General features: G+C 69.1%; 21 protein-coding genes. 6 read left to right on the top strand and 15 right to left on the bottom strand.

Going from position 1 to position 25,002, the window contains the following annotated elements; translation table 11 throughout:
• Positions 1-164 precede the first annotated feature (164 nt).
• Complete coding sequence (locus JSQ98_RS13295; RefSeq protein WP_211650096.1) at positions 165-1,280, top strand: glycosyltransferase family protein; 1,116 nt, start codon at positions 165-167, stop codon at positions 1,278-1,280.
• A gap of 57 nt (positions 1,281-1,337) precedes the next feature.
• On the opposite strand, the gene purE is transcribed toward JSQ98_RS13295, so the two are convergent.
• Together purE and JSQ98_RS13285 are read right to left on the bottom strand one after the other, a co-directional pair.
• Entirely contained in the window at positions 1,338-1,850 is a 513-nt protein-coding gene (gene purE / locus JSQ98_RS13290) for a 5-(carboxyamino)imidazole ribonucleotide mutase (RefSeq protein ID WP_211650094.1), read from the bottom strand.
• Between the two features lie 26 nt (positions 1,851-1,876).
• The gene (locus JSQ98_RS13285) at positions 1,877-3,022 is read right to left on the bottom strand and encodes a 5-(carboxyamino)imidazole ribonucleotide synthase (protein ID WP_211650093.1); all 1,146 of its coding nucleotides are present in this window, start codon (positions 3,020-3,022) and stop codon (positions 1,877-1,879) included.
• Between the two features lie 188 nt (positions 3,023-3,210).
• Here JSQ98_RS13285 and JSQ98_RS13280 point away from each other — a divergent pair, with 188 nt between their 5' ends.
• Both JSQ98_RS13280 and JSQ98_RS13275 read left to right on the top strand, forming a co-directional pair.
• Positions 3,211-3,786 carry a MarR family winged helix-turn-helix transcriptional regulator gene (locus JSQ98_RS13280; protein WP_211650092.1) on the top strand — a complete coding sequence of 192 codons (576 nt, stop codon included), beginning with the start codon at positions 3,211-3,213 and terminating at the stop codon, positions 3,784-3,786.
• Positions 3,787-3,883: 97 nt separating this feature from the next.
• Entirely contained in the window at positions 3,884-4,675 is a 792-nt protein-coding gene (locus JSQ98_RS13275; RefSeq protein ID WP_211650091.1) for a GntR family transcriptional regulator, read from the top strand.
• Between the two features lie 45 nt (positions 4,676-4,720).
• On the opposite strand, the gene JSQ98_RS13270 is transcribed toward JSQ98_RS13275, so the two are convergent.
• The 3 genes from JSQ98_RS13270 to eccCa form a co-directional block, all read right to left on the bottom strand.
• A complete protein-coding gene (locus tag JSQ98_RS13270; protein WP_090146703.1) occupies positions 4,721-5,419 on the bottom strand; it encodes an endonuclease/exonuclease/phosphatase family protein in 699 nt (232 codons plus the stop codon).
• 180 nt (positions 5,420-5,599) lie between these two features.
• The gene (locus JSQ98_RS13265; RefSeq protein WP_211650090.1) at positions 5,600-7,162 is read right to left on the bottom strand and encodes a DUF5684 domain-containing protein; all 1,563 of its coding nucleotides are present in this window, start codon (positions 7,160-7,162) and stop codon (positions 5,600-5,602) included.
• Positions 7,163-7,289: 127 nt separating this feature from the next.
• Entirely contained in the window at positions 7,290-11,285 is a 3,996-nt protein-coding gene (gene eccCa, locus JSQ98_RS13260; protein ID WP_211650089.1) for a type VII secretion protein EccCa, read from the bottom strand.
• A gap of 223 nt (positions 11,286-11,508) precedes the next feature.
• On the opposite strand from eccCa, the gene JSQ98_RS13255 reads away from it, so the two are divergent.
• Together JSQ98_RS13255 and JSQ98_RS13250 are read left to right on the top strand one after the other, a co-directional pair.
• Positions 11,509-12,687 (top strand): DUF2510 domain-containing protein, encoded by a 1,179-nt coding sequence (locus JSQ98_RS13255; RefSeq protein WP_211650088.1) that lies wholly within the window; start codon positions 11,509-11,511, stop codon positions 12,685-12,687.
• Complete coding sequence (locus JSQ98_RS13250) at positions 12,684-14,063, top strand: hypothetical protein (protein WP_211650087.1); 1,380 nt, start codon at positions 12,684-12,686, stop codon at positions 14,061-14,063. Before JSQ98_RS13255 ends, JSQ98_RS13250 begins: the two co-directional genes overlap by 4 nt.
• 21 nt (positions 14,064-14,084) lie before the next feature.
• Here the strand turns inward: JSQ98_RS13250 and JSQ98_RS13245 are convergent, their stop codons facing one another.
• From JSQ98_RS13245 to JSQ98_RS13200, 10 genes are all read right to left on the bottom strand, one after another.
• Complete coding sequence (locus tag JSQ98_RS13245) at positions 14,085-15,449, bottom strand: hypothetical protein (protein WP_211650086.1); 1,365 nt, start codon at positions 15,447-15,449, stop codon at positions 14,085-14,087.
• The gene (locus JSQ98_RS13240) at positions 15,439-16,896 is read right to left on the bottom strand and encodes a S8 family peptidase (RefSeq protein ID WP_211650084.1); all 1,458 of its coding nucleotides are present in this window, start codon (positions 16,894-16,896) and stop codon (positions 15,439-15,441) included. Before JSQ98_RS13240 ends, JSQ98_RS13245 begins: the two co-directional genes overlap by 11 nt.
• Before the next feature lie 59 nt (positions 16,897-16,955).
• The gene (locus tag JSQ98_RS13235) at positions 16,956-17,381 is read right to left on the bottom strand and encodes a hypothetical protein (RefSeq protein ID WP_211650082.1); all 426 of its coding nucleotides are present in this window, start codon (positions 17,379-17,381) and stop codon (positions 16,956-16,958) included.
• Between the two features lie 31 nt (positions 17,382-17,412).
• Positions 17,413-17,835, bottom strand: a complete 423-nt coding sequence (locus JSQ98_RS13230) for a hypothetical protein (protein ID WP_090146691.1) — start codon at positions 17,833-17,835, stop codon at positions 17,413-17,415.
• A gap of 37 nt (positions 17,836-17,872) precedes the next feature.
• Positions 17,873-18,727, bottom strand: a complete 855-nt coding sequence (locus JSQ98_RS13225) for a hypothetical protein (protein WP_090146689.1) — start codon at positions 18,725-18,727, stop codon at positions 17,873-17,875.
• A complete protein-coding gene (locus JSQ98_RS13220; RefSeq protein WP_211650081.1) occupies positions 18,724-19,788 on the bottom strand; it encodes a hypothetical protein in 1,065 nt (354 codons plus the stop codon). The genes JSQ98_RS13225 and JSQ98_RS13220 overlap by 4 nt, the downstream gene beginning before the upstream one ends.
• Positions 19,789-19,927: 139 nt before the next feature.
• Positions 19,928-20,224, bottom strand: coding sequence for a WXG100 family type VII secretion target (locus JSQ98_RS13215; protein WP_249290836.1), 297 nt, complete (start codon positions 20,222-20,224; stop codon positions 19,928-19,930).
• 36 nt (positions 20,225-20,260) lie between these two features.
• Positions 20,261-20,578 carry a WXG100 family type VII secretion target gene (locus tag JSQ98_RS13210; RefSeq protein ID WP_090146683.1) on the bottom strand — a complete coding sequence of 106 codons (318 nt, stop codon included), beginning with the start codon at positions 20,576-20,578 and terminating at the stop codon, positions 20,261-20,263.
• Positions 20,579-20,790: 212 nt separating this feature from the next.
• Positions 20,791-22,215, bottom strand: coding sequence for an RDD family protein (locus JSQ98_RS13205; protein WP_211650080.1), 1,425 nt, complete (start codon positions 22,213-22,215; stop codon positions 20,791-20,793).
• A complete protein-coding gene (locus JSQ98_RS13200) occupies positions 22,212-23,543 on the bottom strand; it encodes a hypothetical protein (protein ID WP_211650079.1) in 1,332 nt (443 codons plus the stop codon). Before JSQ98_RS13200 ends, JSQ98_RS13205 begins: the two co-directional genes overlap by 4 nt.
• Positions 23,544-23,662: 119 nt before the next feature.
• Here JSQ98_RS13200 and eccD point away from each other — a divergent pair, with 119 nt between their 5' ends.
• On the top strand, positions 23,663-25,000 hold the full coding sequence (gene eccD / locus JSQ98_RS13195) for a type VII secretion integral membrane protein EccD (protein ID WP_346728799.1): 1,338 nt from the start codon (positions 23,663-23,665) through the stop codon (positions 24,998-25,000).
• Positions 25,001-25,002 lie beyond the last annotated feature (2 nt).

Below are 25,002 nucleotides of genomic sequence, written 5' to 3'. Positions count from 1 at the left end.
TCGAGAGCGCGAAAACTCGGAGCGCGCCCCGAATTGTTGCAATTACGTCTCACTCCAGTGCTTTACGCCGTGGCGCACAGCCGCTCTCAGCTTCGCATTCCATACAATGTGGAGTGCGGGCTCGTACCGCACGCACGTGAGATGACGATTCGAGGGGAGTTCGATTGGCGACGCTCACCCTCATCGCCGACCCGTTCCCCGATTGGGAAGCCGCGGCGCACGCCTCAGCGGCTCGTGATCTCGCACAGGCGGTCGCTGAAACCGCTCCGCGCAGTTGCAGCGCCCGATACCTGCTCGCTCGCGGCGGCGAGATGCCGGACTTCGCGTCTCCGCGACTCGCCACGGAGATGCTTCCGCTGCGCGCCAGCGTCCTGCCGCTCGTCTGGCAGAACGGCGCCACCGCTCGTCCTCTCGACGGCGAGTTCGTGCACGCGCTGACTCCGATGATGCCGCTGCGATCCCGCGGCGACGATGACGGCTCGCAGACCTCGGTCACGATTCCGCACAGCATCGCCTGGGAGGCGCCGTCGCTGCTCGGGAATTCGCAGGCGCGCCTCTTCCGCGCGTTCGCGCGACGGGCCGTCAAGCACGCCGACATCATTCTCACTCCGACGCACGCCACCGCGCGCGTGCTGCAGCAGCAGTACGGCAGCGACCTCCCGGTGCAGGTGTTCCCGCTCGCCACACCCTCCGCCTTCGCCGCGCCCGCTGACGCTGCGGAGCGCCGGGACGCGTGGGGGCTCCCCGATCGCTTCGCGGTCACCACGGCCCGACCCGGCGAGCACGGCAGACTCGAGTGGGTGTTCGACGCGATGCGCAGCGACGAGCGCCTTCCGCCGCTCGTCGTGCTCGACGGCTTGGATCCGCAGGGCGCGAGCACCCGCGAGAAGGACCGGGAAGCCGCACTGGATATCCCGCAGGACCTGCAGGGCCGTGTGCACACGGTGCGCATCGCAGATCTCTCGGACGTGGGCGCAGTGCTCGCCGCAGCCCTGGTGCTCGTCCAGCCGCAGTCGTTCGCCGGAACGGGCTACACCGTGCTCGCCGCGCTCGACGCGGCCGTGCCAGTGGTGCACGCCGGCCACCCCGCCACGGAGGAGCTCGTTCTCGATGCTGGCGTGTCAGGAGATACCGCGGAAGCATTCGCCCGTGAGTACCACGACCTGGTCGGCCAGACCGGTGCTCTGCCCACGCTCACGGTGCTCGCATGCGACCGGAGCCGAGGGTTCAGCTGGCGCGCTTCGGCCTGGAACCTCTGGGAGACCCACGCGAACCTGTAGCTCGCGTGCGCTGCCGTTCGTGCCGGTGACCTGCGCTGGGTCGCGGCTGGTCGACGGTTACTCGGCCGCGATGCGCTCCTTGAGCGCGTCGTTCTTCTCCCCCACGGCGGCAGTGAGGCCGTCGGCGTAGTCGGCGAGGCGCTTCGCGACCGTCGTGTCGGATGAGCCGAGGATGCGCGCCGCAAGAATCCCTGCGTTTTTCGCGCCGCCGATCGACACAGTCGCCACGGGAATGCCGCCGGGCATCTGCACGATCGACAGCAAGGAATCGAGTCCGTCGAGCTTCGCCAGCGGCACGGGAACGCCGATCACCGGAAGCGTCGTCATGGACGCCACCATGCCGGGCAGATGCGCCGCTCCGCCCGCACCCGCGATGATCACGTGGAGACCGCGGGCGGCGGCCTCGCGAGCATAGGTCACCATCTTGTCGGGGGTGCGATGCGCGCTGACCACCTCGACCTCGTGGGCGATGCCGAACTCGCGCAGCACCTGCACGGCGTCGGTCATGACCGAGTAATCGGAATCGGAGCCCATGATGACGCCGACGAGGGGTGCGGAGGATTCAGCCATGCTCTCCATCGTATCGGCGCGCAGGATCACTCGAAGTGCTGGGCAGCGGCGATCGCCTCCGCGCGCACCACGTCGAGCTGCTCGCCCGTCACGGTGACATGCCCGACCTTCCGTCCAGGCCGCGGCTGCTTGTCGTAGCTGTGGAACTTGGCGCGCGGGTGCGCAGCGAGGGCCTCGGCGTATCGCACCGGCATCGGGCCTTCGGCCGGCCCGCCCAGCACGTTCACCATGACCGCTGCGGGCGCGGTCATGGAGGTATCGCCGAGCGGCAGGTCCGCGACGGCGCGGAGGTGCTGCTCGAACTGGCTCGTCACCGACCCTTCGATGGAGAAGTGCCCCGAATTGTGGGGGCGCATGGCCAGCTCGTTGACGAGCACCCGACCGTCGCGGGTCTCGAACATCTCGACGGCGAGCACACCGGTGACATCGACGCCCTCGGCCACGATCGCGCCGATGCCGGCGGCCCGCTCGAGGACCTCGGCACGGTCGGTCGGGGCGGGAGCGAGCACCTCGGCGCAGACGCCGTCGCGCTGGATCGTCTCGACGACCGGCCAGGTGCATGTCTCCCCGCTCGGCCGACGTGCGACCAACTGCGAGAGCTCTCGCACGAAATCGACGAGCTCTTCGACGAGCAAAGAACCGCCGTTCCCGTCTTCGGCGAGCGCGGTGAACCAGTCGCGGACCTCTGCGGCGTCGGAGATGACGCGCACGCCTTTCCCGTCGTACCCGCCGCGCGCGGTCTTCACCACGGCTCGTCCGCCGTGCGCGTCGAGGAAGGCCTGGAGATCGGTCTCGTCGGCGGCGGCGGTCCAGTCCGGGATGGGCACGCCCAGCTCTGCGAGCTTCTCGCGCATGACGATCTTGTCTTGCGCGTACTGCAGCGCATCCGGGCGCGGGTGCACGGCGACGCCGCGCGACACGAGCTCGTGCAGGATCGACTGCGGCACGTGCTCGTGGTCGAACGTGATGACGTCGACGGTCTCGGCGAACGCGTACACCGTCTCGGCGTCACGGTAGTCGCCGACGACATCAGCAGCACGCTCGGCGCTCGCTCCCTCGCTCTCGGCGAGCACGCTGATGCGCAGCCCCAGGTGGATCGCCGGGGGAACCATCATGCGGGCGAGCTGCCCGCCACCGATCACGCCGATCTTGATGCTGCCGTTTTGCGTCACGTCTCGCCTCTCGGGTTCGCGTCGTCGGCGCAGTGCGACGCCGACTCACGCCTCCATTCTGCCGCATTGCCGCGGGTGCGCATTCGCGCCGCGGGCCGGGCGCCTGCGCAGCGCGAGATGAACCGACGCGCGGGAACACTCCAGCGCGCCGGGCGCGGCAGCGGGCTGGGCGCGGCACACTAGTAGCTATGCACGACGCCAGCGAGCCCGCCGCGGATGCCGCGAACCACGACGGCATCTCCGAGATCATCGCTGAGTTCTCCGAGGTCTTCGCCTTCGCGCGCACTCGGTGGGCGCGGTACGCGGAAGAGGTGGACCCCGAGCTCAAAGGCATCGGCATCATGATGCTGCAGCTGATCCTGCGCAAAGGCCCGATCTCCGCGACGGGGATCAGCCAGATGCTCGACATGGATAAGGCGATGGTGAGCCGGCAGGTGACGAAGCTGCGCGAGCTCGAACTGGTCGACACGCAGCCAGCGGCCGAGGATCGCCGTGTCGTACTGCTCACGCCGAGCCCCAAGGCGGAGGAGCTGCTCGGTGCCATCCGCCAGAAATGGGCGCACGCGTACCACGAGCGCTTCGCCGATTGGAGCCCAGGAGAGCTCGAGCAGTTGCGCGTCTCGCTGCACCGGTTCAACGCATCCGCCGACGGCATGAGCAGCGAGCCCTTCGGGCCCCGCCGCGGGCGGGACCACCGAGGCGACTCCGACGGCGCCGGATCGACGCCGACGGGAGTCGACTCCGCCGATCCTCTCCCGCAGTAGGGCCGGCCCCTTCGTCTCACCCGCCGTTCGCCGATCGTTCACGCAGCCGTTACCCCACGGGCGGCCGTAACCAAGTCGTGACTTATACAGTGGCCACATGACGACCTCATCGCCGCTCCACGTGCAGTTGTACGAGGAGATGATCCACCGCATCCGAACGGGCGCGTGGCAGCCCGGCGAGAAGGTTCCGAGCGAGAAATCGCTCATCGCCGAGTTCGGCACATCCCGCGGCCCGGTGCGCCAAGCGCTCGCCGCTCTGCGCGCCGACGGCATGATCGTGGGTGGCCGGGGAACCCCGCCTCGTGTGCAGCACACCGCTCCCCCGCAATCGTTCGACACGTTCATCTCGTTCAGCGAGTGGGCCCGCGAACTGGGGCTGACGCCCGGCCAACGCGTCATTGAGGCGAGTCGCCGATCAGCGACCGAGGAGTGCGCCCGCGAGTTGCAGATCGCGCCGGATGCACCGGTGATCGAGATCATCCGCGTGCGCTACCTCGACGAGAAACCTGCGATGCTCGAGCGCTCGCTGTTCCCGTACGAGATCGGCAAGCACCTGCTCGGCACCGACTTCCAGCACGGCAGCGTGACGCAGGCACTCGCCAACGTCGGAATCGTCCCGACTCGCGCGCGCCACGTCATCGACGCGATCGCGGCGCACCCGCTCGAGGTGGAGCAGTTGCACATCGCGCCTGGCAGCCCACTGCTGCGGGTGCGCCGCCTCGCCTACAACGAGTTCGGCACCGTCATCGAGAGCGCCGACGACCGGTATCTCCCGACCATGGCGACATTCGTGGTCGAGAACAGCGCGAAGCACCGCAACCATCTGTCCCGCCACACGGCGACCCCGGGGAGCGGCCTCCTCTCCCTGTACGACGGGGCGGGCCGCTAGCCGGATCCGAGGTCCGGAACCGCGTCGCACGACACAGGCGGTGCCTTATGCGGCAGCGGTCTGCAGCGCCGGGATCTCGGACATCGAGGCGGTCACCATGATCGGAAGGTGATCCGACGTGCCGCGGTCGAGCGTACGCACGCTGTCGATGTCGAGGCCCATCGAGGTCGCGAAATCGAAGTGGCCTCGGAACATCTTGTAGCGCGTGTAGGTGCGCTTGTCGCTGAGGCTCAGCTCGTAGCCGGTGTCGCGCATCTCGGTATCGAGGCGTCCTTTGAACACCGGGTAGTTGTAGTCTCCGACCATGAGTGCCGGCAGACCGGGCCCGAGGTGGCGCAGCTCGGCGAGGGCGGCGTGGATCTGATGCCGGCGCAACGAGTTGAGCGCCGTGAGCGGGGCCGCGTGGAACGAGGCGACGACCAGGTCGCGCTGCAACTCCGAATCATGCATCCGCACCCCCAGGAGACGCTCGTGAGCGGGGGCGAGCAGACGGTCGTGCAGTGACTTCTTCAATTGGAACGTGTGGGCGGAGCGCGTGTGGAAGCGCCCGTCGCGCACGTACATCGCAAGACCGAGGCGGTTGCGCTCGGTCGCGTGCACGAGTGAGAGGTGCCCGAGTCGTGCGGGAAGCGCGACGGCTTCAGCTTCTTGCAGGCAGAGCACATCGACGCCGTGATCGTCCGTGAGCGCATCCAGCTCACTGAGGGCGCGGTTCTTCCGCAAGTTGTAGCTGATGACCTTCATATCGCGTACCTCCATGTGGTCGTGCAGGGCGGCTGAGCCCAACAGAAGACACCCTACGCCCGGCGGCCTGTGGAGTCAGCGTGTCACTCCTGACAAATCACTCAGCTTGCTGCTGGCGCCGCGCGGGGCGTTGCAGTGCCCCATCGGGCGCACCAGAGCCGAGGCGCACCGCTGCCCCTGCTACAGCTGCCGCAACCGCACCTCGAGCGTGCCGATGATCATCTGCTCCGTAGCCGGAGCGACCCGGCCCGGTTCGAGCTGCGTCGCGGTTCCGTCGACGCCGACGAGCGAGACGCCATTGGTCGACTGGAGGTCCTCGATCGACCAGTCCTCGCCTGCGCGTCGCAGGCGCGCGTGCGACTTCGACGTCGTACGCGTCGGATCGGTGATCTGCAGCACCGACGACGCCTCACGCGCCTCCGGCTTGCGACCGATGACGATGTCGTCGCCGTCGAGTTCGAGGAGTTCGCCGCCGGGCAGTTCGAGCGCCCACCGCGAGCGTCGCGACACGACGACCGTGTGATCTTCATCGAGCCCGCCCGGTGCGGCGACAGGAGGCGCGGCCGGAGGCGCGGCAGCGACGGGCGCCGCCGGCGTCGTGGCGGGAGCCGTCGATGCCGCGACCGGAGCAGTGGGTGGAGCGACGGAGGCGGCGGGAGTCGGCGCAGCGGGCTCGGCCGCCGGCTGGGCTACGGGCTCGGCCGCCGGCTGGGCTGGAGCGCCACGGTCGAAGATCGACGGCTCAGGAGCGGGCGTCGGAAGCGGCTCCGCCCCCGGGCCCACGGGAGGGTGCGCGGGCACTGGGGGTGGACCGGGCGCTGCTCGCTGGTCGCTCTCGGGAGCCTGCGACAGCACTGCGGCTGACGGCTCGGGAAGGACCATCGGGCCGGACTCGTGCTCGACGTTGGTGTCTTCGACGGCGGGCCAGGAGAAGGGGCGCGGAGGGGCTTCCACGCCGAGTGGCTGCGGCGCGCGCGGCGCGACTCCCTCAGCCGCGAGACGCTCGAAATCGCCTTCTGTCGTATTGCTGAACCCCCAGTTGTTCACGACCGGCTGCTGCGCGCTCGACCCTGCCTGCTGGTGCTGCACCGGCTGCTGGCTCTGCACCGGCTGCGGGGGCGCGGGCTGCTGCCATCCGCCATTCGCAGGTTCCGGCACGGGGGCTGCGGCCCACGGGTCCTGCGCAACCGCCGGCTGCTGCGGCACCGGAGGCAGGCCCTGCCAACTGGGATCGTGCTGACCCGCTGCGGGCTGCGGCGCGAAGCCGCCAGTCCCGTACGCCGGCGCACCGGCGTAGCCGGCTCCGTCGGCCCCGAAGCCATCAGCCGCGGGGTAGCCGGCGGCGGCGTATCCCGCTGCGTCGAACTCTCGATCCCGCAGCTGAGCTGAGAAGAGTGTCGCCCACAACGGCGGGATGAACGCTCCGAGCACCGTGAAACCGGCGCCCTTGCCGAACTCGGTGTTGATGCGGTGAATCGCGATGATCGAGACCACGAGCACGATGATGCTCAGACCCGGAACGATCATGAACAGCGCGAGCCAGCCCGGGAGACCGCCCCGCTGGATCAGCTGCCACTGGTTCCAGAGCGGGATCCAGCCCCACCCGGAGGGCAGTCCCAGGTAGGGGAAGAGTCGCGAAAGCGACCAGAGGTACCAGACGTAGACCGCGAGGCCGACGAGCGACCAGACACCGAAGACGAGGAAGAACCCAGCACCGAGCTGCGTCGAATTCTCGTAGACCATGAATCACTCTTTTCCGTTTGGCGATGTGTCAGGCTGCCGATCGGCACGGCAGCCTCGCGATCGGGGCGCGACGCGGCGGTAACTCTGACAGGGTACCGTTCTGGGGCCCATTCGAGAATCCCGGCGATCACGACTCGTCATGCGGGGCGTCTTGCGACGATGGGGCGTACGCGAGTTGCACCACCTGATACCCGCGCGACCGCGAGATGACCTGTGCGCGACCCGGGGCGCTCGGAATCGCCTTGACCTTTCCGATCAGCTGGCCCTCTTCGGGATTTCCGCTCAGCAGGATGCCGGTGACGCCGAGATCGGTCATGCCCTGCAGGATCGGATCGTACGCCGCACGTGACGCGCCGCCGGAACGACGCGTCACGACGACGTGCAGTCCGAGGTCTCCGGCCTGGGCCAGGAGCTGCGCGAGCGGTGCCGCTGGGTTGCCCTGCTGCGTGGCCACCAGATCGTAGTCGTCGATGAGAATGAATCCTTCGGCCCCGGTCCACCAGCTGCGATTGCGCAGCTGGTCTGCCGTCACGTCGGGTCCGGGGAGCCGCCCCCGGAAGAACTCGACGAGCTGGTTCACCGCACCGGCGGCCTGCTCGGCGGTCGTCAGGTAGGCCCCGAGGTAGTCCTCGGGAATCTCGCCGAGGTGCGCGCGCCGGTAGTCGATCATGAAGATGCGGGCCTGGCCCGGCTCGTAGCGACGCGTGATCTCGTGCACGATGCCGCGCAGCATCGACGACTTGCCCGAACCCGAGTCGCCGTACAAGAACAGGTGCTGTTCGCGAGCGGGGTCGATGCCGATCGGCGCGAGTGCTGCCTCGTCCAGTCCGAGCAGCAACTGCTGGGGGTTCGCGGCCGGATGCTGCCGCAGTTCGTCGAGCGGCAGCCGTTCCGGCAGCAGACGCAGTTTCGGGCCCTGCTCGCGCTGCCAGGCGCTGCTGACCTTTGCGACGAGGTCGTCGACGCCGTCGACGAGGGTCTCTGCTGCCGTGTCGGTGTCGATGCGGGGAAGGGCGGTGAGCATCTGGAGGCCGGAAGGATCGAGGCCGCGACCAGGCAACGCCGATACGTTCGCCGCCGCACGGCGGTTGACCTCGGAGTCGGCGGCGTCGCCGAGTCGCAGCTCGATGCGCCCGCCCATGAGGTCCTTGACATTGGGTCGGATGTCGAGCCAGCGACTCGCCGTCAGCACGATATGCACGCCGAAGCTGAGGCCGCGGGCCGCCAGCTGCTGCACGGGAGCCTCGAGATTCTCGTAATCGCTTCGGAGCGTCGCCCACCCGTCGACGACGAGGAAGATGTCGCCGTAGCCGTCGTCGACGATTCCCTGCTCGCGCCGTGCACGGTACGTGTCGATCGAGTCGATGCCGTGCGCGCGGAAGTATGCCTCTCGTGCGTTGAGGAGCGACGTGACCTCGGCGACCGTGCGACGGATCACCTCCGGCTCGCCTCGCGTGGCGAGGCCCGCGAGATGGGGGAGATTGCGCAGCCCGGCGAAGCTGCCGCCGAAGTCGATGACGAACACCTGCACCTCGTGCGGGGTGTGCGTGAGCGCGAGCGCCGAGACGAGCGTCCGAGCCGCGGTGCTCTTGCCGGAGAGCGGAGCACCCACGATCGCGACGTGCCCTGCGGCACCCGACAAGTCGAGGGTGAGCACGTCCCGTCGCTGATAGAGCGGCACGTCGACGATGCCGACCGGAACGGTGAGTCTGCGGTGCTCGCGCCAGCGGGGAGCGTGCAGGCCGAGCTCGTAGCTGACCGCGAGCTTTCCGAGCAGCTGGTCGAGCGTCGCCGGCTCCTCCAGCGGAGGCAGCCACACCTGGTGCGCGGCCGGCCCGATGCCTGACATCCGGGCGACCGCCAGCTCGAAGGTGCTGCGCGTCTCCTCCGGTTCTGCCGCTGCGAGCTCCTCGGCTCGACGCTCGGCTTCGGCGGCCTGGCGCGCTGCCTCGTCAGCGGGGTCGGTGAGCTGCTTCGCAGCCGCCGTGAACGGGGTGATACGCACCGCGCCCGGCGCAGCCGACGCATCGTCTGCTGCGATCGCGCGTCGTGCGGGCGGTGGTCCGGAAACATAGGCCGCGCGGAACTGGGTGAGGTTGTCATCGCTGCCGACTTTGAGCAGACCGCCGCCCGGCTCCTGCGGCAGGTGATACGCGTCGGGTACGCCGATGACGGTGCGCGACTCAGCCGCCGAGAAGGTGCGCAGTCCGATGCGATACGAGAGGTGCGTGTCGAGTCCCTTGAGGCGCGACTCCTCGAGTCGCTGCGAAGCGAGCAGCAGGTGCACGTGCAGCGAACGACCCAAGCGGCCGATCGCGACGAACGATTCGATGAACTCGGGCTTCGCGCTCAGCAGCTCGGAGAACTCGTCGGCGACGATGAGCAGCGCGGGCAACGGCGGCAGGTCGCTGCGACCGTTCTTTCTCGCCTTCTCGTACTCGCCGACGTTCACGAAGTTCCCCGCCGAGCGCAGAAGCTCCTGACGCCGCGTCATCTCGCCCTGCAGGGCGTCCTGCATGCGGTCGACGAGGCTGATCTCCTCGCCCAGGTTGGTGATGATCGCCGACACGTGCGGCATGTCGGCCATGCCTGCGAATGTCGCACCGCCTTTGAAGTCCACCAGCACGAAGTTAAGCTGCTCGGGCGAGTGCGTCAATGCGAGCGAGAGCACGAGCGTGCGCAGCACTTCGGACTTGCCCGAGCCCGTGGCGCCGATGATCAGACCATGCGGGCCCATGCCCTGCGAAGCGGACTCCTTGAGGTCGAGGATCAGCGGGGCGCCATTCGTGTCCTGCCCGATCGGCACGCGCAGCCGGTCTCGCTCGGGCAGATATCGCCACTGCTGCTCGAGGTCGAGATCACGAACGTCGGGCAGGCTCAGCAGCTCGAGCAGCTCCTGCTGTCGCTTGCTCGCTCGGGATACCGACCCTCCGCCGCCGCCTTCTCGGTGCAGCGGTGCGAGACGGCGCGCAACCGCTTCCGCCTCGACCAGGCTCATGTCGTCGGGCGCGATGGTCTGCGCCTGCGTGCGCCCCTCTGCCACCTCTGCGGTGCCGGAGCCGATGTAGACGCGTGCGGTGTACGCATCGTCGTTGTCGTCCCAAGCGCTCGGCAGATCGAGCACGGTGACTCCTTGCAGGCCACCGGCGAATACCGAGTCACTGGGCGGCACGGTGGCGCCGTCGACGACGACGAGGAGGTGCGGGCCGCTGGAGGGCGAGCCCCCGCCTGCCGAGAATCGCGGGCGTTCGCGCAGATCCGCCGGGAGCATGCGGAGCAGGGTGTCGAGATCCGAGCCGATCATCCGAGCCGGGCCGAGCGAGTCCCTGAGTCGGGTGGACTGCGCATGCGGCAACCACTTCGCCCACTCCCACTGCGGGAGCGATTCGGGGCCGGCAGCGATGACGATCTGCAGGTCGTCGGGACTGTGCAGCGCTGCGAGGTGGCAGATCATGCCCCGAGCCAGGCCCCGGATGCGATCGACGTCGTCGCCGACGAGCTGCACGCTCCGGTAATGCGAGACGCGCACATAGGTGGGCAGGTCCGGTTGGGTCTCATGCGTTGCGAGAAAGCGGTGCGCCGCCGTCGTCGCCACCGGATCGAGATCTGCGATCGGAGGCAGCTCTGGGGCGACCAGCGTGAGCGCGAGCGGCTGTTCGCAGGTTCCGACGCGCACCGTGAGGAAGTCGTCGTCTGCAGCGCCGCGCTCCCACACCCTGGTACCGTCTTCGACCAGATAGCTCAGCGTCTCAGGGGCGGGATAGCGCCAGTTGCGCTCGCGGCGCTGCGCTTTCGCCGCGGTGCGCACGGTGTCGCGCAGATCGGTGAGGTACGCGAGATACTCGCGGCGCGAGCTCAGAATCGATGCCTGCCGCGTCGCCCGCTGCCGCCAGCCGTTCACGAAGACGAACCCGAGCGCCGAGATGAGGAACATTCCACCGGTGATCCAGCCCGTCGGACCGGCGTTGCTCACGGAGACCATGATGATCGCGCCCACGCTGCCGAGCATCGGAAGCGCCGAGGTCAGCAGACTGCTGCCTCCCTCGGAGGGTTCGATCTCGGGGGGCGCCTGCAGATTGACGCTGCCGGAGGGCACGCGCGGCGGCGCGAGTCGACTGCTCATCGATGTGCTCCTTCGAGCCGGTGTTCGGCCCGGCCGTTCCCTGGTGCTGCCACCGGTTCAGACTACCAACGGCTCCCGACGCGGATGCAGCCCTTTTCCCCCGTCGCGCCACCTCGGGAACGATTAAGCTCTCGGACAGGAGCGGGTCATCGGCGCAGCGCCCCGATCCGCGGTCGACGCGAGCGTCGACGCTGATGAGAAACGTGCATGAAGGGATACTTCGGTGGAGCTCGCTGAGGGAACGGCCGCGACGCCGCCGGCCGCGTGGTACCCGGATCCGGCCGGCAGCGGCATGCTGCGCTACTGGGACGGATCGGGCTGGACCGGTCACCTCGCCCCGGCTTCGACGCAGGCGCCCCAGGCCGACCCGGCGCACCCGCATGTCCGGCCCGCATACGCGCGGGCTCGCAGACCGCCCCACGAGCGGGCTTGGACGACGGGCACGATCATCACGCTCATCGTGTGCGCTCTGCTGGTCATCGCGACGGTTCCGGCGCTCGCCTGGCTCGCGGGCGCCAAGGCGCACGCACTCGAGGGCGGCGCGGCGGCGGCCGTCGAGAAGTTCCTCGCCGCTGCGACGACGGGTGATCCGGCGTGGCGCGACGCAGCCGACCCAGCGCTGCATCCCGAGACCGACGACAGCGCCACCCCGCTCTACGGAGATATCGCCTCAGCAGAGCAGCTCGGCCTCACCCTGGACTACCGATACGACCCCGGCGATTTCGTCTATGCGAACGCCGGGTCGAGTTACCTCACCGGCGAACCGCAGACTGCGGACACTGTGTCCGTTCCCGTCGCTCTCACCTATGACTACACGGTCGATGGCGAGTCGTTCACCTCGGAACTCACGCAGGCCCTCTGGCTCACCCGCCCCTTCTACTACGACGGAGACGACGAGCCGAGCGCCTCCGATGCATCGCGCGCGCCCTCGGCCGTCGGCCCCTGGCGCGTGGCGGGGATCGCGGCCGGATCGACCATCGATTTCGACATCGCAGGCGACGAATTCGAGACCACGTTCTCCGATGCCGGCACCGGGAGCGACGAGAGCGTCTGCGCCGACCCGAAATCGATGATTCTGGAGATGTCTCAGCTCTCGCGTCAGGACGGCATGCTCAGCAGCTCGTGCCTGGTGCGACAGGGGGACGCCCGACTGCGCCCCGACGACCTCGACCCGCAGGCGGTTGCTGCGAAGTTTCCGGTGATGAACGAGTTCAGCACGATCCCCGACGACGTCATGGGAGCGGAGGTCGGCTACGACACGCTGCCACCGCTCTCCCAATACCCGATCACGATGGGCGATACGCAGTACGTCTTCACGATCGCGGCTACCCCGAGCGGTGGCGCAGGCGTGCAGGGCCAGACGCTCCGGTTCATCCAGGTCGCAGAGGTGGCGGGCGAATGAGCGCAGACACGAGCGGCGCGGGTGCCTCCCGCGAAACCGGCGACGTTGCGACGCAGCCGCGTCGAAGAAACCGCCGGGCGAGACTGGCCCAGCTGATCGTCATCGGGGCGACCGTGCTCTGCCTCGGCGTCGCAGGTTCGGTCGCGGCCCTGAACTGGCCCACCCCGTACCCGGCGGGGGAGGCAGCGGCGGTGCCGGCTGGCGACACGACCCCAGCCTGGGTCGAGGAGGACTACGACGCTGAGACGAGCAGCTACGATCAGGCGTGGTTCGACATGAACGAGGCCCTGCAGCAGCACGATCGAGAGCTGTTCCTCTCGTACGCGGAGGGTGACGCGCAGGCGCAGCTGGCGCTGTGGTGGGACAACCTGTCCGCACTCGGCTGGACCACGGGTTTCATCGCCCCGAACACCGACGCCGATGGGTCCCAACTGGTCAACATCGGCGTCGACCTCGGCTTCCCTGCGAACGAAATGCGCGGGAGCGGGGCGGCCGACGCTGGGCTGATTCTCACCCAGGGCAGCTATTACCGCATCACGACGACAGGCAGCGGCGATTCGCTGCGCATCACCTCTTTCGTGCCGCGCGACGTGATCCAGCCCTGGGACGACGGCAAGATCTACGTCGAGCGACGCGACCACGTCGTGCTGTTCGCACTGGAGGACGAGCGAGAGTTGGTGACGCGCACCATCGATGAAGCCGAAGAGGCGGCGGTGACGACGCTCGAACTCGCCACGCGCATGGGCGGTGACGTGCCGCAAACCGGTTTCACCTCGGGCATCACGGCGAGCAATGAACGTCTCGAGCGGTGGCGGTACGGAAACTTGGAGAAACCGGAGGGCGAGATCGACGCCGCCGGGTTCGCCCGGTCGAGCTATCGCCCCCAGGGCTCGGAGATCATCGACCCGAGCATCGCGACCGGCCAGGCGACCGGCGGCACGACCGTCGTACTGGGGCCCGGTGCCGACTTCGACCGGCGCGCGGTCTTCATCCACGAATTCGCCCATGCGATCCACTACACGGCGGCGCCGTCCCAGAGCTGGGCGACCTCGACGGCGGCGCTCGAGGGCTTCGCCCGGTATGCCGAGTACGCCTCCGGCGCCGCGCAGTTCATCGCCTATCCGGAGCTGAAAGCCGCCGTGGCGTCGCTGGGCGTCGACGTGTTCTCGGACGAGCGCATCTACCAGGAGGCCGGGGCGCTCGAAGCCTACGACGCCGCCGGATCGTACTATCTCTTCGTCGCTGAGAACGGCGGCGACCCGTGGGCGCTCGCGGTCGACTCGGTCACCGAGGGCCGACCCATCTCCGAGGTCGCCGCGGCATCCTCCGCTGCGCTCTCGGCCGAGAACTGGCAGCTCTGGGTCGCGGGCCAGTAGGCCGAGCTACCCGCGTTCCCCTCAGCTGCCGTCGCTCTCCGAGGTGCGGCCGCCGGCGCGCGAGGCACGTGCTGCCGGTCCGCCGTCGCCCTCGTCCTCGAGCTTGGGCGCGATGTACCCGCCCAACCCAGACCGGGCCGACTTCTTCTCAGCGCCGCCGCCGGCGCCGCCGCCCATCATCATGCCTCCAGGGCGCGCGCCGCGGCCTGAGCCGGCGGTGTTCGACGATGCGCCGGATCCGCCACCCGATCCTCCGGCACCGGCCGCCGCCGCCGCACCGCGCAGGCCGCCGCCGCCGCCGGTCAGGCCTGCCCCGGCGGGAGCCGCGCCGAGCCCTCCGTGGCCGACCGCGCCGAGGCCCATGCCGAAGCCGGAGTTGCCGCCGCCGGCGCCCGCCAGCTTCGCTCCCGCTGCGAGGCCGGCCGCGCCGAGCCCGGCTGCCCCGAGACCGCTGCGCACCGCCGACCCGTCGAGGTTGCTGTCGACGCTCGGGCGCTGCCCGGTATCGGTCCAATTCGGATCCTCCGGGCCGCCGGGGCCATCAGAACCCGGCCCGTCGGGGTCGAAGGGCGGTGGGTCCGTGATCACCGGCGGCCAGTCGGGGTCGAGCGGCTGCGGGAGCGTGGGGTCGTTCGGACCGTCCGGGCCATTCGGTCCGGTCGGATCAACCGGTCCCCCAACGTCGCCCGATCCGCCGCCGCCCGATCCGGGGCCGGTACCCGTCGGACCGCCTCCGCCCGGATTTCGTCCGACCGGCGGCGGCACACTCGGGCCAGGGCCTCCCGTGACCGGAGACGAGGTGCCGTCGCGGTCACCAGTGGGCTGATTCTTGATATTCGGATCGCTCGGATCGACACGATCGAAACCGGTGCGGATCGCGAGGTCGAGTTCCTCAGAGCGCTCGACGACGAACTTCCTCATCCGATCCACAGCTTTGCGGGCCTCCTCCTCCCGGCGCTCCTGGAAGAACGCGCTCGCAACCGCGACTCCCACGGGACCGGTTCCGAGCCCGATCAACCCGTAGGCGGTCATCGCCTCTGGCTGCCCACGGTCGATCGCGTCGCGAACGGTGGAAGGGAGGCCTCCCATCGGCAGCGCTTCAATCTCCTGTTGAGCCCGTTCCCGGATCAGCTCACTGTGCTTGGGAATGATCTTCTCGATGTCGTCCAGCCAGCTCCGGGCGTTCTGCAAGGTCAGTTCCATGGCCTGCAGATGCGCGGCAGCGACGCTGGCCGCCGTGCCCGACCATTCTCCGTTCTCGATCGATTCGCGCACCTCCTGGGTTCGCGTCTTGACGTTCCGCAGTGACTCCTGCATCCAGGAGAGTTTGTCGAGGTGCCACGACGCGCCGGATGCGAGATGGTGCAGTTCTTCCTCAGCGCTCATGTCCGCCTCCTACAGTCTGATGATGATTCTCTGCTCGCGGGCGCTTTCTCGTGGCGAGGACCACGACTGCGATCAGCACGAGTACGACGATTCCGCCTCCGACGGCGATCCAGACCCACAGCGTACTGCCGGTCGCTTCACTCGGGGCATCGTCGGCCTGCCCGTACACCGAATCGACCCGCTCGCCGCTGTCTGAGAGGACCTGGGCACCGTCGTTCACGACGGCTGCATAGGCTTCAGCCTGCGGCGGGAACGGCCCGAGTGACCACTCGCACGCCCATTTGTCGCCATTTTCCGACACGGTGCCGACCGAGCCGTCCGGTGCCGCGCATCTCGAATCGGAAACATCGGAGACGAACAGCGGATTCACGTCGGGGAGCTCTCGCGGATCCAGTTCGAGGGCGCTCTTCGGGTTCGCGTACCCGTAGCCGAACCGGGTGTCGTTCCACACGGGCTCGTGCTCACCACCGGCGCCGGTCGTGCGCACCATCGCCTGCAGTGCCTGAAATACCGTGGCATCGGGATACTTCTGCATGATGAGTGCAAGCGACCCCGCGAGGATGGGCGCCGCATACGAGGACCCGTCGATCCGCGTCGGCCCCCACGCGGACTCATCGCCCACACCGAGGAGGGACGCACCAGGTGCGGCGAAGGCGAGATTCGACGATCCGGAGCCCCGGTCTCCCGTCGCTGCACTCGTGAGCAGTTCGCCATTCGCGTCGATCGCGCTCACGGGCGCTGCACCATTCGTGAGCCACGGGCCGCCGATGAACCCCAATTCCGTATCAGGATTGGGTGTGCCCGTCACAACAGCGACCCCACGCGCCTGGGCTTCGATCAACACCTGATCCCAGTCGCCGAGTCCGCTGAGCACCGACACCGACACGATGTCGGCACCGTCGCGGATCGCCGCACGCGCGGCGAGAGCGGTCGCATCACCCTCCCCGCTCGGATTCTCGTAGATCTCGGTCCCATCGCCGAGGCTGATGTCGCGCGCGAGATCGATGTCTCCATCGGCCCGGGTCGGATCCCGAAGTTCGCACTGGTCGACTTCTTCGACGTCACCGACTCCGTAGAACCAGACGGAAGCCTTCGGTGCGATTCCCGCAGCTCCAGGGCCGCCGTCCTCCGCCGTCCCAGACCCCGCGAGCATCGACACGACGTTCGTCCCGTGCTCCGAGATCGCCGGGTCCGTCGACTCGATCTGCACGGGCTCGCCGGTTTCGGGATCGACGCATGTGGTTCCCCGCACCTCCACGTCGGCCCCCGCCAGCTCGGGTACCTCGGTGTTGATGGCCTCATCGATCACCGCCACGGTGACGCCCTCGCCCGTGACGCCCTCCTCCTGAAGCGCAGCGTAATCGAGCCATCGCTTGGCATTCCACAGCAGATCCGAGCGCTCGCCGGGACCCACCGGTGCGGCCACCGCCGGCGATGCGTAGCTCATCAGAACCACGGCCGAAGCCAGCATGAACGCGCCGCTGGAAAGTCTGATTCCGCGCCGGATCACAGCATCCACTCCGTACCGGAGTTGGGGTCCTCGGTCTCACCGGCAGGGTTCTTCGGAGTCTGCGGAGTCTTCGGCGTTTCAGGGGCAGGTTGCGATCCCGTCACATCGTGAGTGAGACCTTCGACGTCGGCAAGCAGCGCGTTCAGTGTGGCGGCCGCTTCTGCATCGACTGCCTGCTGCTCCGCGACCGCCAGCTTCATGGCTTCCTGAATCCGCTGCAGTTCGTCGTCCAACTTCTCGACCTGACCGTATATCTGCCGTCCGCCCTGCTCGAGCGCGGAGAAATACTCGCGTCCCAGCCCCGAGCTGATGCCGCTCACCGACGCCATCTCCGCCCTGTTGGGGTAGTCCCCCTGGATCGCGCGCAGCGTGCCGAGCAGATCTCCGAAGCCCTCGGCCAGGCCGATCCGTTTTCCGCTCATGACCCTGTCTCCCTGTTCTCCCCCGTGCACATCACTGCAGTCCGCTCGCCCTCGTCGACTCTCTCAACCGCTGGAGCGTCTCGACGAGACGCTGCTGAGCCTCGACCATCTCTGGCGTGAGCGGCACCGGCCCCTCGTGCTCCTCTTCCGCAGCATCCTCGAGCTCGCCCAACGTCTTGCCCATCGCCGTGCGCACCGCCCGCGCCTCGGTCGAGAGGTCGAGGCCCTGCAGTACGGCGAACTCACTCGTCTGACCGAGGTCGATGCGCTGCTGCAAGATCTGCCAATCACGACCGTGCTCACCACGACGGCGCGCCTCAGCCGTTTTCACGGCCTCGTCCCGACGTGCTGCCTCGCGCTGCTCGCGCGCCGCGGCCATCGCGCGAGTGCGCGCGTCGAGCTGCGCCGTCGCGGCTTGCAGCTGCGCGATGGCCTCTGCTGGATCTCTCGTCATCCCTGCGTCTCCTGGTCCTGCGTAGTGACGATCACGTTCACGGCTGCGAGCCGGAGCCCGAGCCGCCAGCCCCCGAGCCGCCAGCGCCGGGTGCGCCGCCGCCAGCACCCCCCGAGCCGCCGCTGATCGTTCTGATGTCTCGCACGCCGCCCACGACCGAGCTCACGGTCTCGTAGACCGCGAGACCGATCGATGCGGCCGCCGTCAGACCGGACAACGCGCTTCGCACGCCACCGAGCAGATTCGCGATGCCCGTGTGAATCGCGATGACCGCCTCGATGAATCCCAGGAATTCGTTGAAGAGGTCGATGACCTCGATGACCCAGCCGGCGACGATCGGGATGGCGATCGCGAGCACCTTCGCGGCGTTGATCTGACCGAGAACGGGCACGGCGATGATCGACAGGAGGTCGAGCCCGAACGACACGATTCCCGAGATCACCTCGTTGATGAATTCCAGGATGCCGCGGGCGAAGTTCGCCAGCTGCTGATCCATGACACCGGCTTGCTCGCACTGCTGCGGCAACCCGTCGAGCAGCTCGCCGAGGCGCTCGTGACAGCGTCCGAATTCGTAGGCGGCTTCGCCCTGCCAGTCATCGGTGACGAATTCGCCGAACGACGACACGCGCTCGTTGATGAGCTGTACCGCCTGTCCGCACCGCGGCCAGGCCTCGGCTGCGAGTTCCATCGAGCGCCAATCGCCCACGAAGGGCTTGTGCACCCATTCCTCGAGCGGGCTGAACCCGACGAGCAGGCTGACGACCGTGTCGATCATGCCGAGACCAGATGCGCTCTGGTGCTCGACGCGCCACATGGTCTGTTCGAGCACCGTCGCGGGCGTCGGCGGCGTCAGCACCGTGTCGATGCCGAGGGGTGGAGCGTACGCATTCATACCGTTACCTCCGTGCGATCGGTCACCACAGTGGGCGCATCGGAATACGCGGCCGTGATCAGCGCGTCGAGATCGAAGGCGATCCCCGTCTTCGACGACGTGCCGGGCTGCGTTTCCAGCGAGGCGTCGACGAGCCGCACGTCATCCGTACCGGGACGCACTGGAGTGACCGGCTCCCGGTTCTCCCACAGCTCCTGCAGGTCCGCGAGCTCCTGAGGGGAGGGCTCGCGATCGCCGAAGAACAGCTCGCGCACCCACTCGGGCACATGCGCGACGCCGTCTTGGCATCCGGAGCACTCCGGAGGGCAGCCCACCTGGGTCTCGTCCATGGCGCAGGCCGCGCACTGGCACCCGCCCGGATGCATATCGCACGACGCGCAGCGGCACCCGACCGGGTGCCCCTCGCACACGCCGCAGTGGCATCCGCTCGGATGGAACGCGTTGCACGCCTCGCAGCAGCAGCCCTCCGGATGCCCGTCTGGGCGCTCGCCTTGGGCGTTGTCGCCGTCTTCATCGTGGGGCGACTCATCGTCGGACTCACCATCGCCCGGCGTCGGCGGTTCTGGCAGCTCTGGTGTGTCCACCTCGGGTGTCGTCACCTCGGGCGTCGCCACGGGAGCCCCGCCGCCTCCGGGCGATCCGCCGCCACCGGGCGATCCGCCGCCTCCGGGCGATCCGCCGCCTCCGGGCGATCCGCCGCCGGGAGCAAGAGCGGGAGCAGGTGCGGGAGCAGGTGCGGGCGCCGGTTGCTCGCCGCCCGGCTCGGTCGGGCAGACCGTGTCGAGTTCGCCCTCGTGGCACTGGCAGATGTCGATCACGTGCTGCTCGCAGTTGCCCATGTCCTCGAGCGCATCGCGCACGCTCTGCGAGGTCACGGCGAGGGTGTCGCCGAGGGCTTGCAGATTGTTCATGACGGCGTCGCGCGCACCATTGTGAATGGGTTGGAGGGGCTGCAGCAGCAGCCCGAAGGCACCCTCGAGCGAACAGTATTCGCGGGCGTACTCCACAGTCCGCTGCAACGCGTTCTCGCACTCGGCGATGTTCGCGATCGCAGCTTCCATCGCGGAGGGATCGTAACTTATGCAATCACTCGACATGGTGATTCCTCGTGCTCGGCGTCCCGCCGGCCAACGACGTCCGGGGTGTGAGGCTCGCGAATCTCCGTCCGCGACTCCTCACACCCGTGTCAGGCCGGAAAGATCAACCGGCGAAGCGTCCGGCGTTGCGCGCGTCGCTGGCGTCGTAGGTCTGGGCGATCTGCTCAGTGCTGCCCGAGATGCGCTCGAGCAGCGCCTGCAGCTCGTTCAGCGACTGCGTCCACTTGCGCTGTGCGACATCGTAGGAGCCCTGCGCTTCACCGCTCCACGCCCCACGGAGCTTCGCGACTTCTGATTCGAGTCGCTCGATCTCCGAGCGGATCCCCTGTGATCCGGTACGGATTTCGGCGGCCAGCGCGCTCACCTGTGCGGTCTGCACCGACATTGACTGCATGCTCATGATTCTTCGTTCCCCTTGAAAGTGTTCGGTGTGTGCTTAGTTGCCCGACATCATTGCGCCGAGACCTGAGATCGCCTGCTGGTGCTCCTGCTCCGTGGCCGACTGATCCTGCTCGGTGCCGCGCAGCGAGTTCTCGAGCTCGACGAGCACGTTGTTGAGCTTCACCGTCTCGGCGTCCCAGCGCTGCATGAGCTGCGTGAACGCGCCCGCGGCGGAACCCTTCCAGTACCCGCGAAGCTGCTCGATATCACCGCGCACCTTCTTGGTCTGCTGATCGATGCCCGACTTCGCCTCGGCGACAGCCTGCTGCCCTCTGCGCAGGGCCCCTTCTTCAGCGGAAATGGTCTGAGCCATGTCGACTCCTCCTTCTCAACGATTCGGCCCCGTTGCGGAGCACATGACGTGATGACGCTTCGCTCTGAGCGAGGCCGCCAGTAGAGACGGTACGCGATACTCGGCGCAGACGCCAAGAAACAATTCCCCTCAGCCGCATCTCGCACTCCGCCGAAGTGCAGCCCGACCAGCGACGGAGCCGCTTCGCGCCGCCGCCGTCGGCGAACCGTCACCTACAGTTCACCCGTGATCGTCGCGACCGTGAAGCTGCGCTGACCCATGCGCACGCTCGCACCGTCTTCGAGTCGCACCCGGGCCCCGCGCACGAGGGCGCTCGTCGCCCCCGTGTCATCGACCATCTCCGATCCGTTGGTCGACCCGAGATCCGAGACCCAGACGCTGTCTCCACGGTATTCGAGACGGAGATGGGTTTTCGAGACCGACCCGTCAGGATCCTCCACGACGACGAGCTGGTCTTCGGGGTCGCTCGCCTCGGGCCGTCGCCCGAGATTCACGACGGTCGGAATGCGCAACTGCGCGCGCTGACCCGTGTCGAAGTTCAGCAGCAGCAGCGTCCCCACCTCGCGCGGAGCGGGCGCTGCGGCGACCGGTGCGTCGACGGCGACCACTCCTGGCGGTAGCGGCGGCGCTGCGGCGCTCGCGACCGTCGCCGCTGCCGGAGCACGGGGCGCCGTCACCGGAGGCGTCGGCTGCGCGATCGGCACTCCCCCGGCGTGCGCGAGCTGCGCCTGAGGGGCGACGGCCTGCTGGTGAGCGAGCATCGCCGCTTCTGGAGTATGCCCGCCCGCCCCCGTCATCGTGCCGGGGGCGGGCGGCGCATCGGCGGGACGCACCGGTGCCTGGAGCGCCCACGCCTCGGCGTTCCTCGACCAGAGTTCGCGCTCCGCAGCTGAGGGAACCTTGACCACCAGCGTCCGCCCAGCGCGATCCGCGAGGCTGCGTCCCATGTGCTCGGGATCGGCTGCGCTCGTCGCGACCATGACCCAGCCGCCGATGAAAGCGGCGAAGCTGCCCGCGCCCTGCACCAGGCCGCGGACGAGGCCCCGGGCCATGCCCGGAGAGTAGGGCGCGTCATCGCGTGCGGTTCGTTGACGGAGCGCCAGATTGCCGACCGTCGCACCGGTCCGCGCTTCGACGACGAGCAGAATGATCGCGGCTTCGGCGAGCACGAGGCCGCCGACGAGGAGGCTGCCCGTGAGCAGCCAGGCCGCGACCGCCAGGATGAAGCAGACCGCGGCATCGATCGAGTACGCGGCGAGTCTGGCCCCCAGGCCGGCAGGGCGGGCCCAGGCTCGCGAGCGGGCGAGCGCCGCGCTCACCCGGCCGATATCCGACCGTTGAGCGGAGGCCGGCCGACCGGCGGCGCGCCGCTCAGCGGCACGTCTGGCAGTAGCGCGCTGCGCTGCGGCCCGCTGCGCCGGGGCGCCCTGGACGGGCACTCCCCTGGCGGGAGCACCTTGCGCAACGCCGCCGACGGGCGCGCCCGGAACCGGCGGTCGCGGATGCTGCGCGCGCTGGGGCACGGAGTGCTGAGCGGGCGACGAGGGCGGCTGCGTCGGCTGCGGGCGCGCCACTGCGGACGGGCGGGTCGGCTGCGCGGATCCTCGACGACTGCGCCTGCGTGCACCATCGTTCATGCGGCCAGCACTCCCTGCAATAGGTTCAACGTTCCGGCAGCCAGTATTCCGGAGGGGAGCACCAGGGCGACCGCGATGCTGTCCACGATATCTCCCGTGCGCGACCAGCCGAGCGACCGCTCGCCTCGCGCGAGCGGCGGGATGACAGCGGCCGCGATCACCCCGGCCGCCAGCACGAGGCCTGCGACGAGGGTGGCGATGACGCCCGGGACGATCGGCGCCACTCCGACGGCGAGCCCGGAGAGTCCGACCGCGACGGCGACGCGCGGCGGCACACGCAGAATGTTCGCGGCCGTTCGGCGGGAGGTGAGGAGCAGACCGAGCACCATCCACATGACGAATACCGCGGCCGAGATCACTTGGACCAGATCACCGCTCCGGAACGGCACGACAGCTGCAGGAATACCCGCAGCTGCGATGACCGACAGGGCGACGACGGTCGAGGCGAGACGCGCCTCTGCGGCGTCGACGAGGTCGCGCACGCGGCTCTCGTCGACGCGCTCGATGTACTCGGGCACCCGGCCGCGCACGGTCCACCGCAGCACCATGAAGCGCCCGTAGTCGATGTGGTAGCCCGGATCCACGCCCACCAGCAGGCTCGGCGCGGCGCGAACTCCGACCGCGGCAGCGGCACCGGCGACGATGAGTAGCTGCGCGGGCGACCAGCCGAGCGCAGGGCTGACCATCGCGAGAGCTGCGAAGAGTGCGGAGATCACCACGATCGGCGTCGCCGCGGCGCGGAGCAGTGGCGCACTCGCCACGAATCCGAGCATGGCGGCGAGCACTGAGACGCTCGCCGCGCCGACCGCGATGGCAAGACCAGGCGTGCCCGCGACGCTCGGCCACACGGCGATCGCGGCGGAGATCCCGGCGAGCACGAGTGCGGAGGCGAACGCCGCGCCGCGCCCTCGGCGTTCGAACGAATTCGACGCCAGAGCCGCGACGGCGGCGAGCGCGAGCACGATCACCGTCGGCCATCGCGATTCAGGGGCCGCGGTCACCAGCGCGGCTCCGGCAAGGCCGAACCCGGTCAGAGCCCACGGCAGCGAGCTGACGTGCGCACTGCGGTCGGAAGCGCCTGAACGCGCGGCGGAGGAACCGGCCGCGCCGGCCACAGCGTAGAGCCCGCCCTCGCGGAGGTCGCGAACGCTGGTGGCGGTGTCGACGACGGAGCCGTCCGGGCCGAGTACCTGCTCCCCTGCCCCGAGGTGCACGCCGATCGCCGCGAGCGCTCCGGCGAGCGCCTCGTTCTGAGGCACCACCAGATCATGCCGGTCTCCCGCCGCATCGAGCGCGATCCGGCGCAGGTGCGGCGCAGGCTGACTCACGCCAGCAAGTGTAGCGCCGCCCTGCGGAATGCGATCGAGGGGACGGAGAGGCCCGATCCGCACTAGGATGCTTGCTGGAACCTGGGGAAAGCCCGATCATTCGGATGGGGAGGCAGTACGTGAGCGCAGAAGCGACCGACACGAGCGCCGTAGTGCGGCTATCGGTCGTGCATGCTGAGCGCCGAGTCGACCTCGCGATACCCGGTCGCCTGCCCCTCCTGGAGGTGCTGCCCGGCGTCGCACGCGGTCTCGGGGTACTCGACGCCACGCTGCTGCACGGCGGCTACCGTCTCACACGCGCCGACGGCTCGGAGCTCGATCCCACGCGCGGCGCGATCGCGCAGGGCGTCGACCAAGGCGAGATACTCACGCTCACGCGGGGCCAGCTGGTGGCGGTCCCCCGCCGGTACGACGATGTCGTCGAAGCCGTGATCGATGCGACCAGCGCCCATCACACGGCCTGGCGGCCGGAGGATGCCGCTCGCACGGCCACCGCCGTCAGCCTGACGCTCGTCGCGCTCAGCGCGATCCTCCTCGCCCTGCAACCCTCCACGTCGTACCTGCCGGCCATCATCGCCGGGGTCGGCACCCTCGTGTTGCTCGCCCTGACCGCCACGCTGTGCCGCATCCGTCAGCACGAGGCCGGACTCGGGTTCGGCCTCGCTGCGGCGACGTTCGCCGGTCTCACCGGATATCTCATCGCGCAGAACCAGCCCCTGTGGGGATTCGCACTCGCGGCAGCCGGGCTCGGGCTGATGGCGGGCGGCGGTGCTGCGCTCCTGCTCGCGACGAAACCCGCTGAGATGCTGCTCCTCCCCGTGGCGCTCGGTCTCGCGCTCGTCGTACCGGCCGGCATCGTCGGCATCACGGGCGTCGACCCGTCTGGCCCGTACGCGATCATGGTCGCCTGTGCCGGGCTCCTCGCCGGGGCGCTCCCCTGGCTCACGCTCAGCAGCACCCGCATTCGTGTTATCTCGCCGATGACCGAGAACGAGATGTTCGATCCACCGCCCCCGGTCGACCCCGAACGCGTCGCCGCCCGAGTCGACGCCGGGCACCGACTGCTCGTCGCCCTGCGCATCGCGTTCGCGATCGCCGTGCTCGTGGCCACCCCTGTCGTGGCGAGCTCCAGCTGGATCGGGACGGTGCTCACCCTCATCTGCGGCGCCGTCCTGATGTTCCAGTCCCGGCAGTCGGCGCGTCGCGCCTCCGTCATCGTGCTGCTCGCGGGCGGCACCGCGATCCTCGCGGTGACCGGTGTGGCCGCGATCCTCTCGCATCGAGAGCAGGCCCCCATGCTGCTCGCTGGCCTGCTGATCGCCACCGGGCTGGTCTCCGGCCTCACACTGCTGAGCGAACGCGCGCGCATGCGCATCACGACGCTGGGAGACACGATCGAGGTCGTCCTGCTGGCGCTGCTGCTCCCGCTCGGTGCGATCACCGCAGGGCTCGCGTAACC

Origin of the sequence: Leucobacter manosquensis (genome assembly GCF_018304845.1) — a bacterium.
GTDB lineage: Bacteria > Actinomycetota > Actinomycetes > Actinomycetales > Microbacteriaceae > Leucobacter > Leucobacter alluvii.
This window is presented reverse-complemented; position numbering and strand designations above follow the sequence as displayed.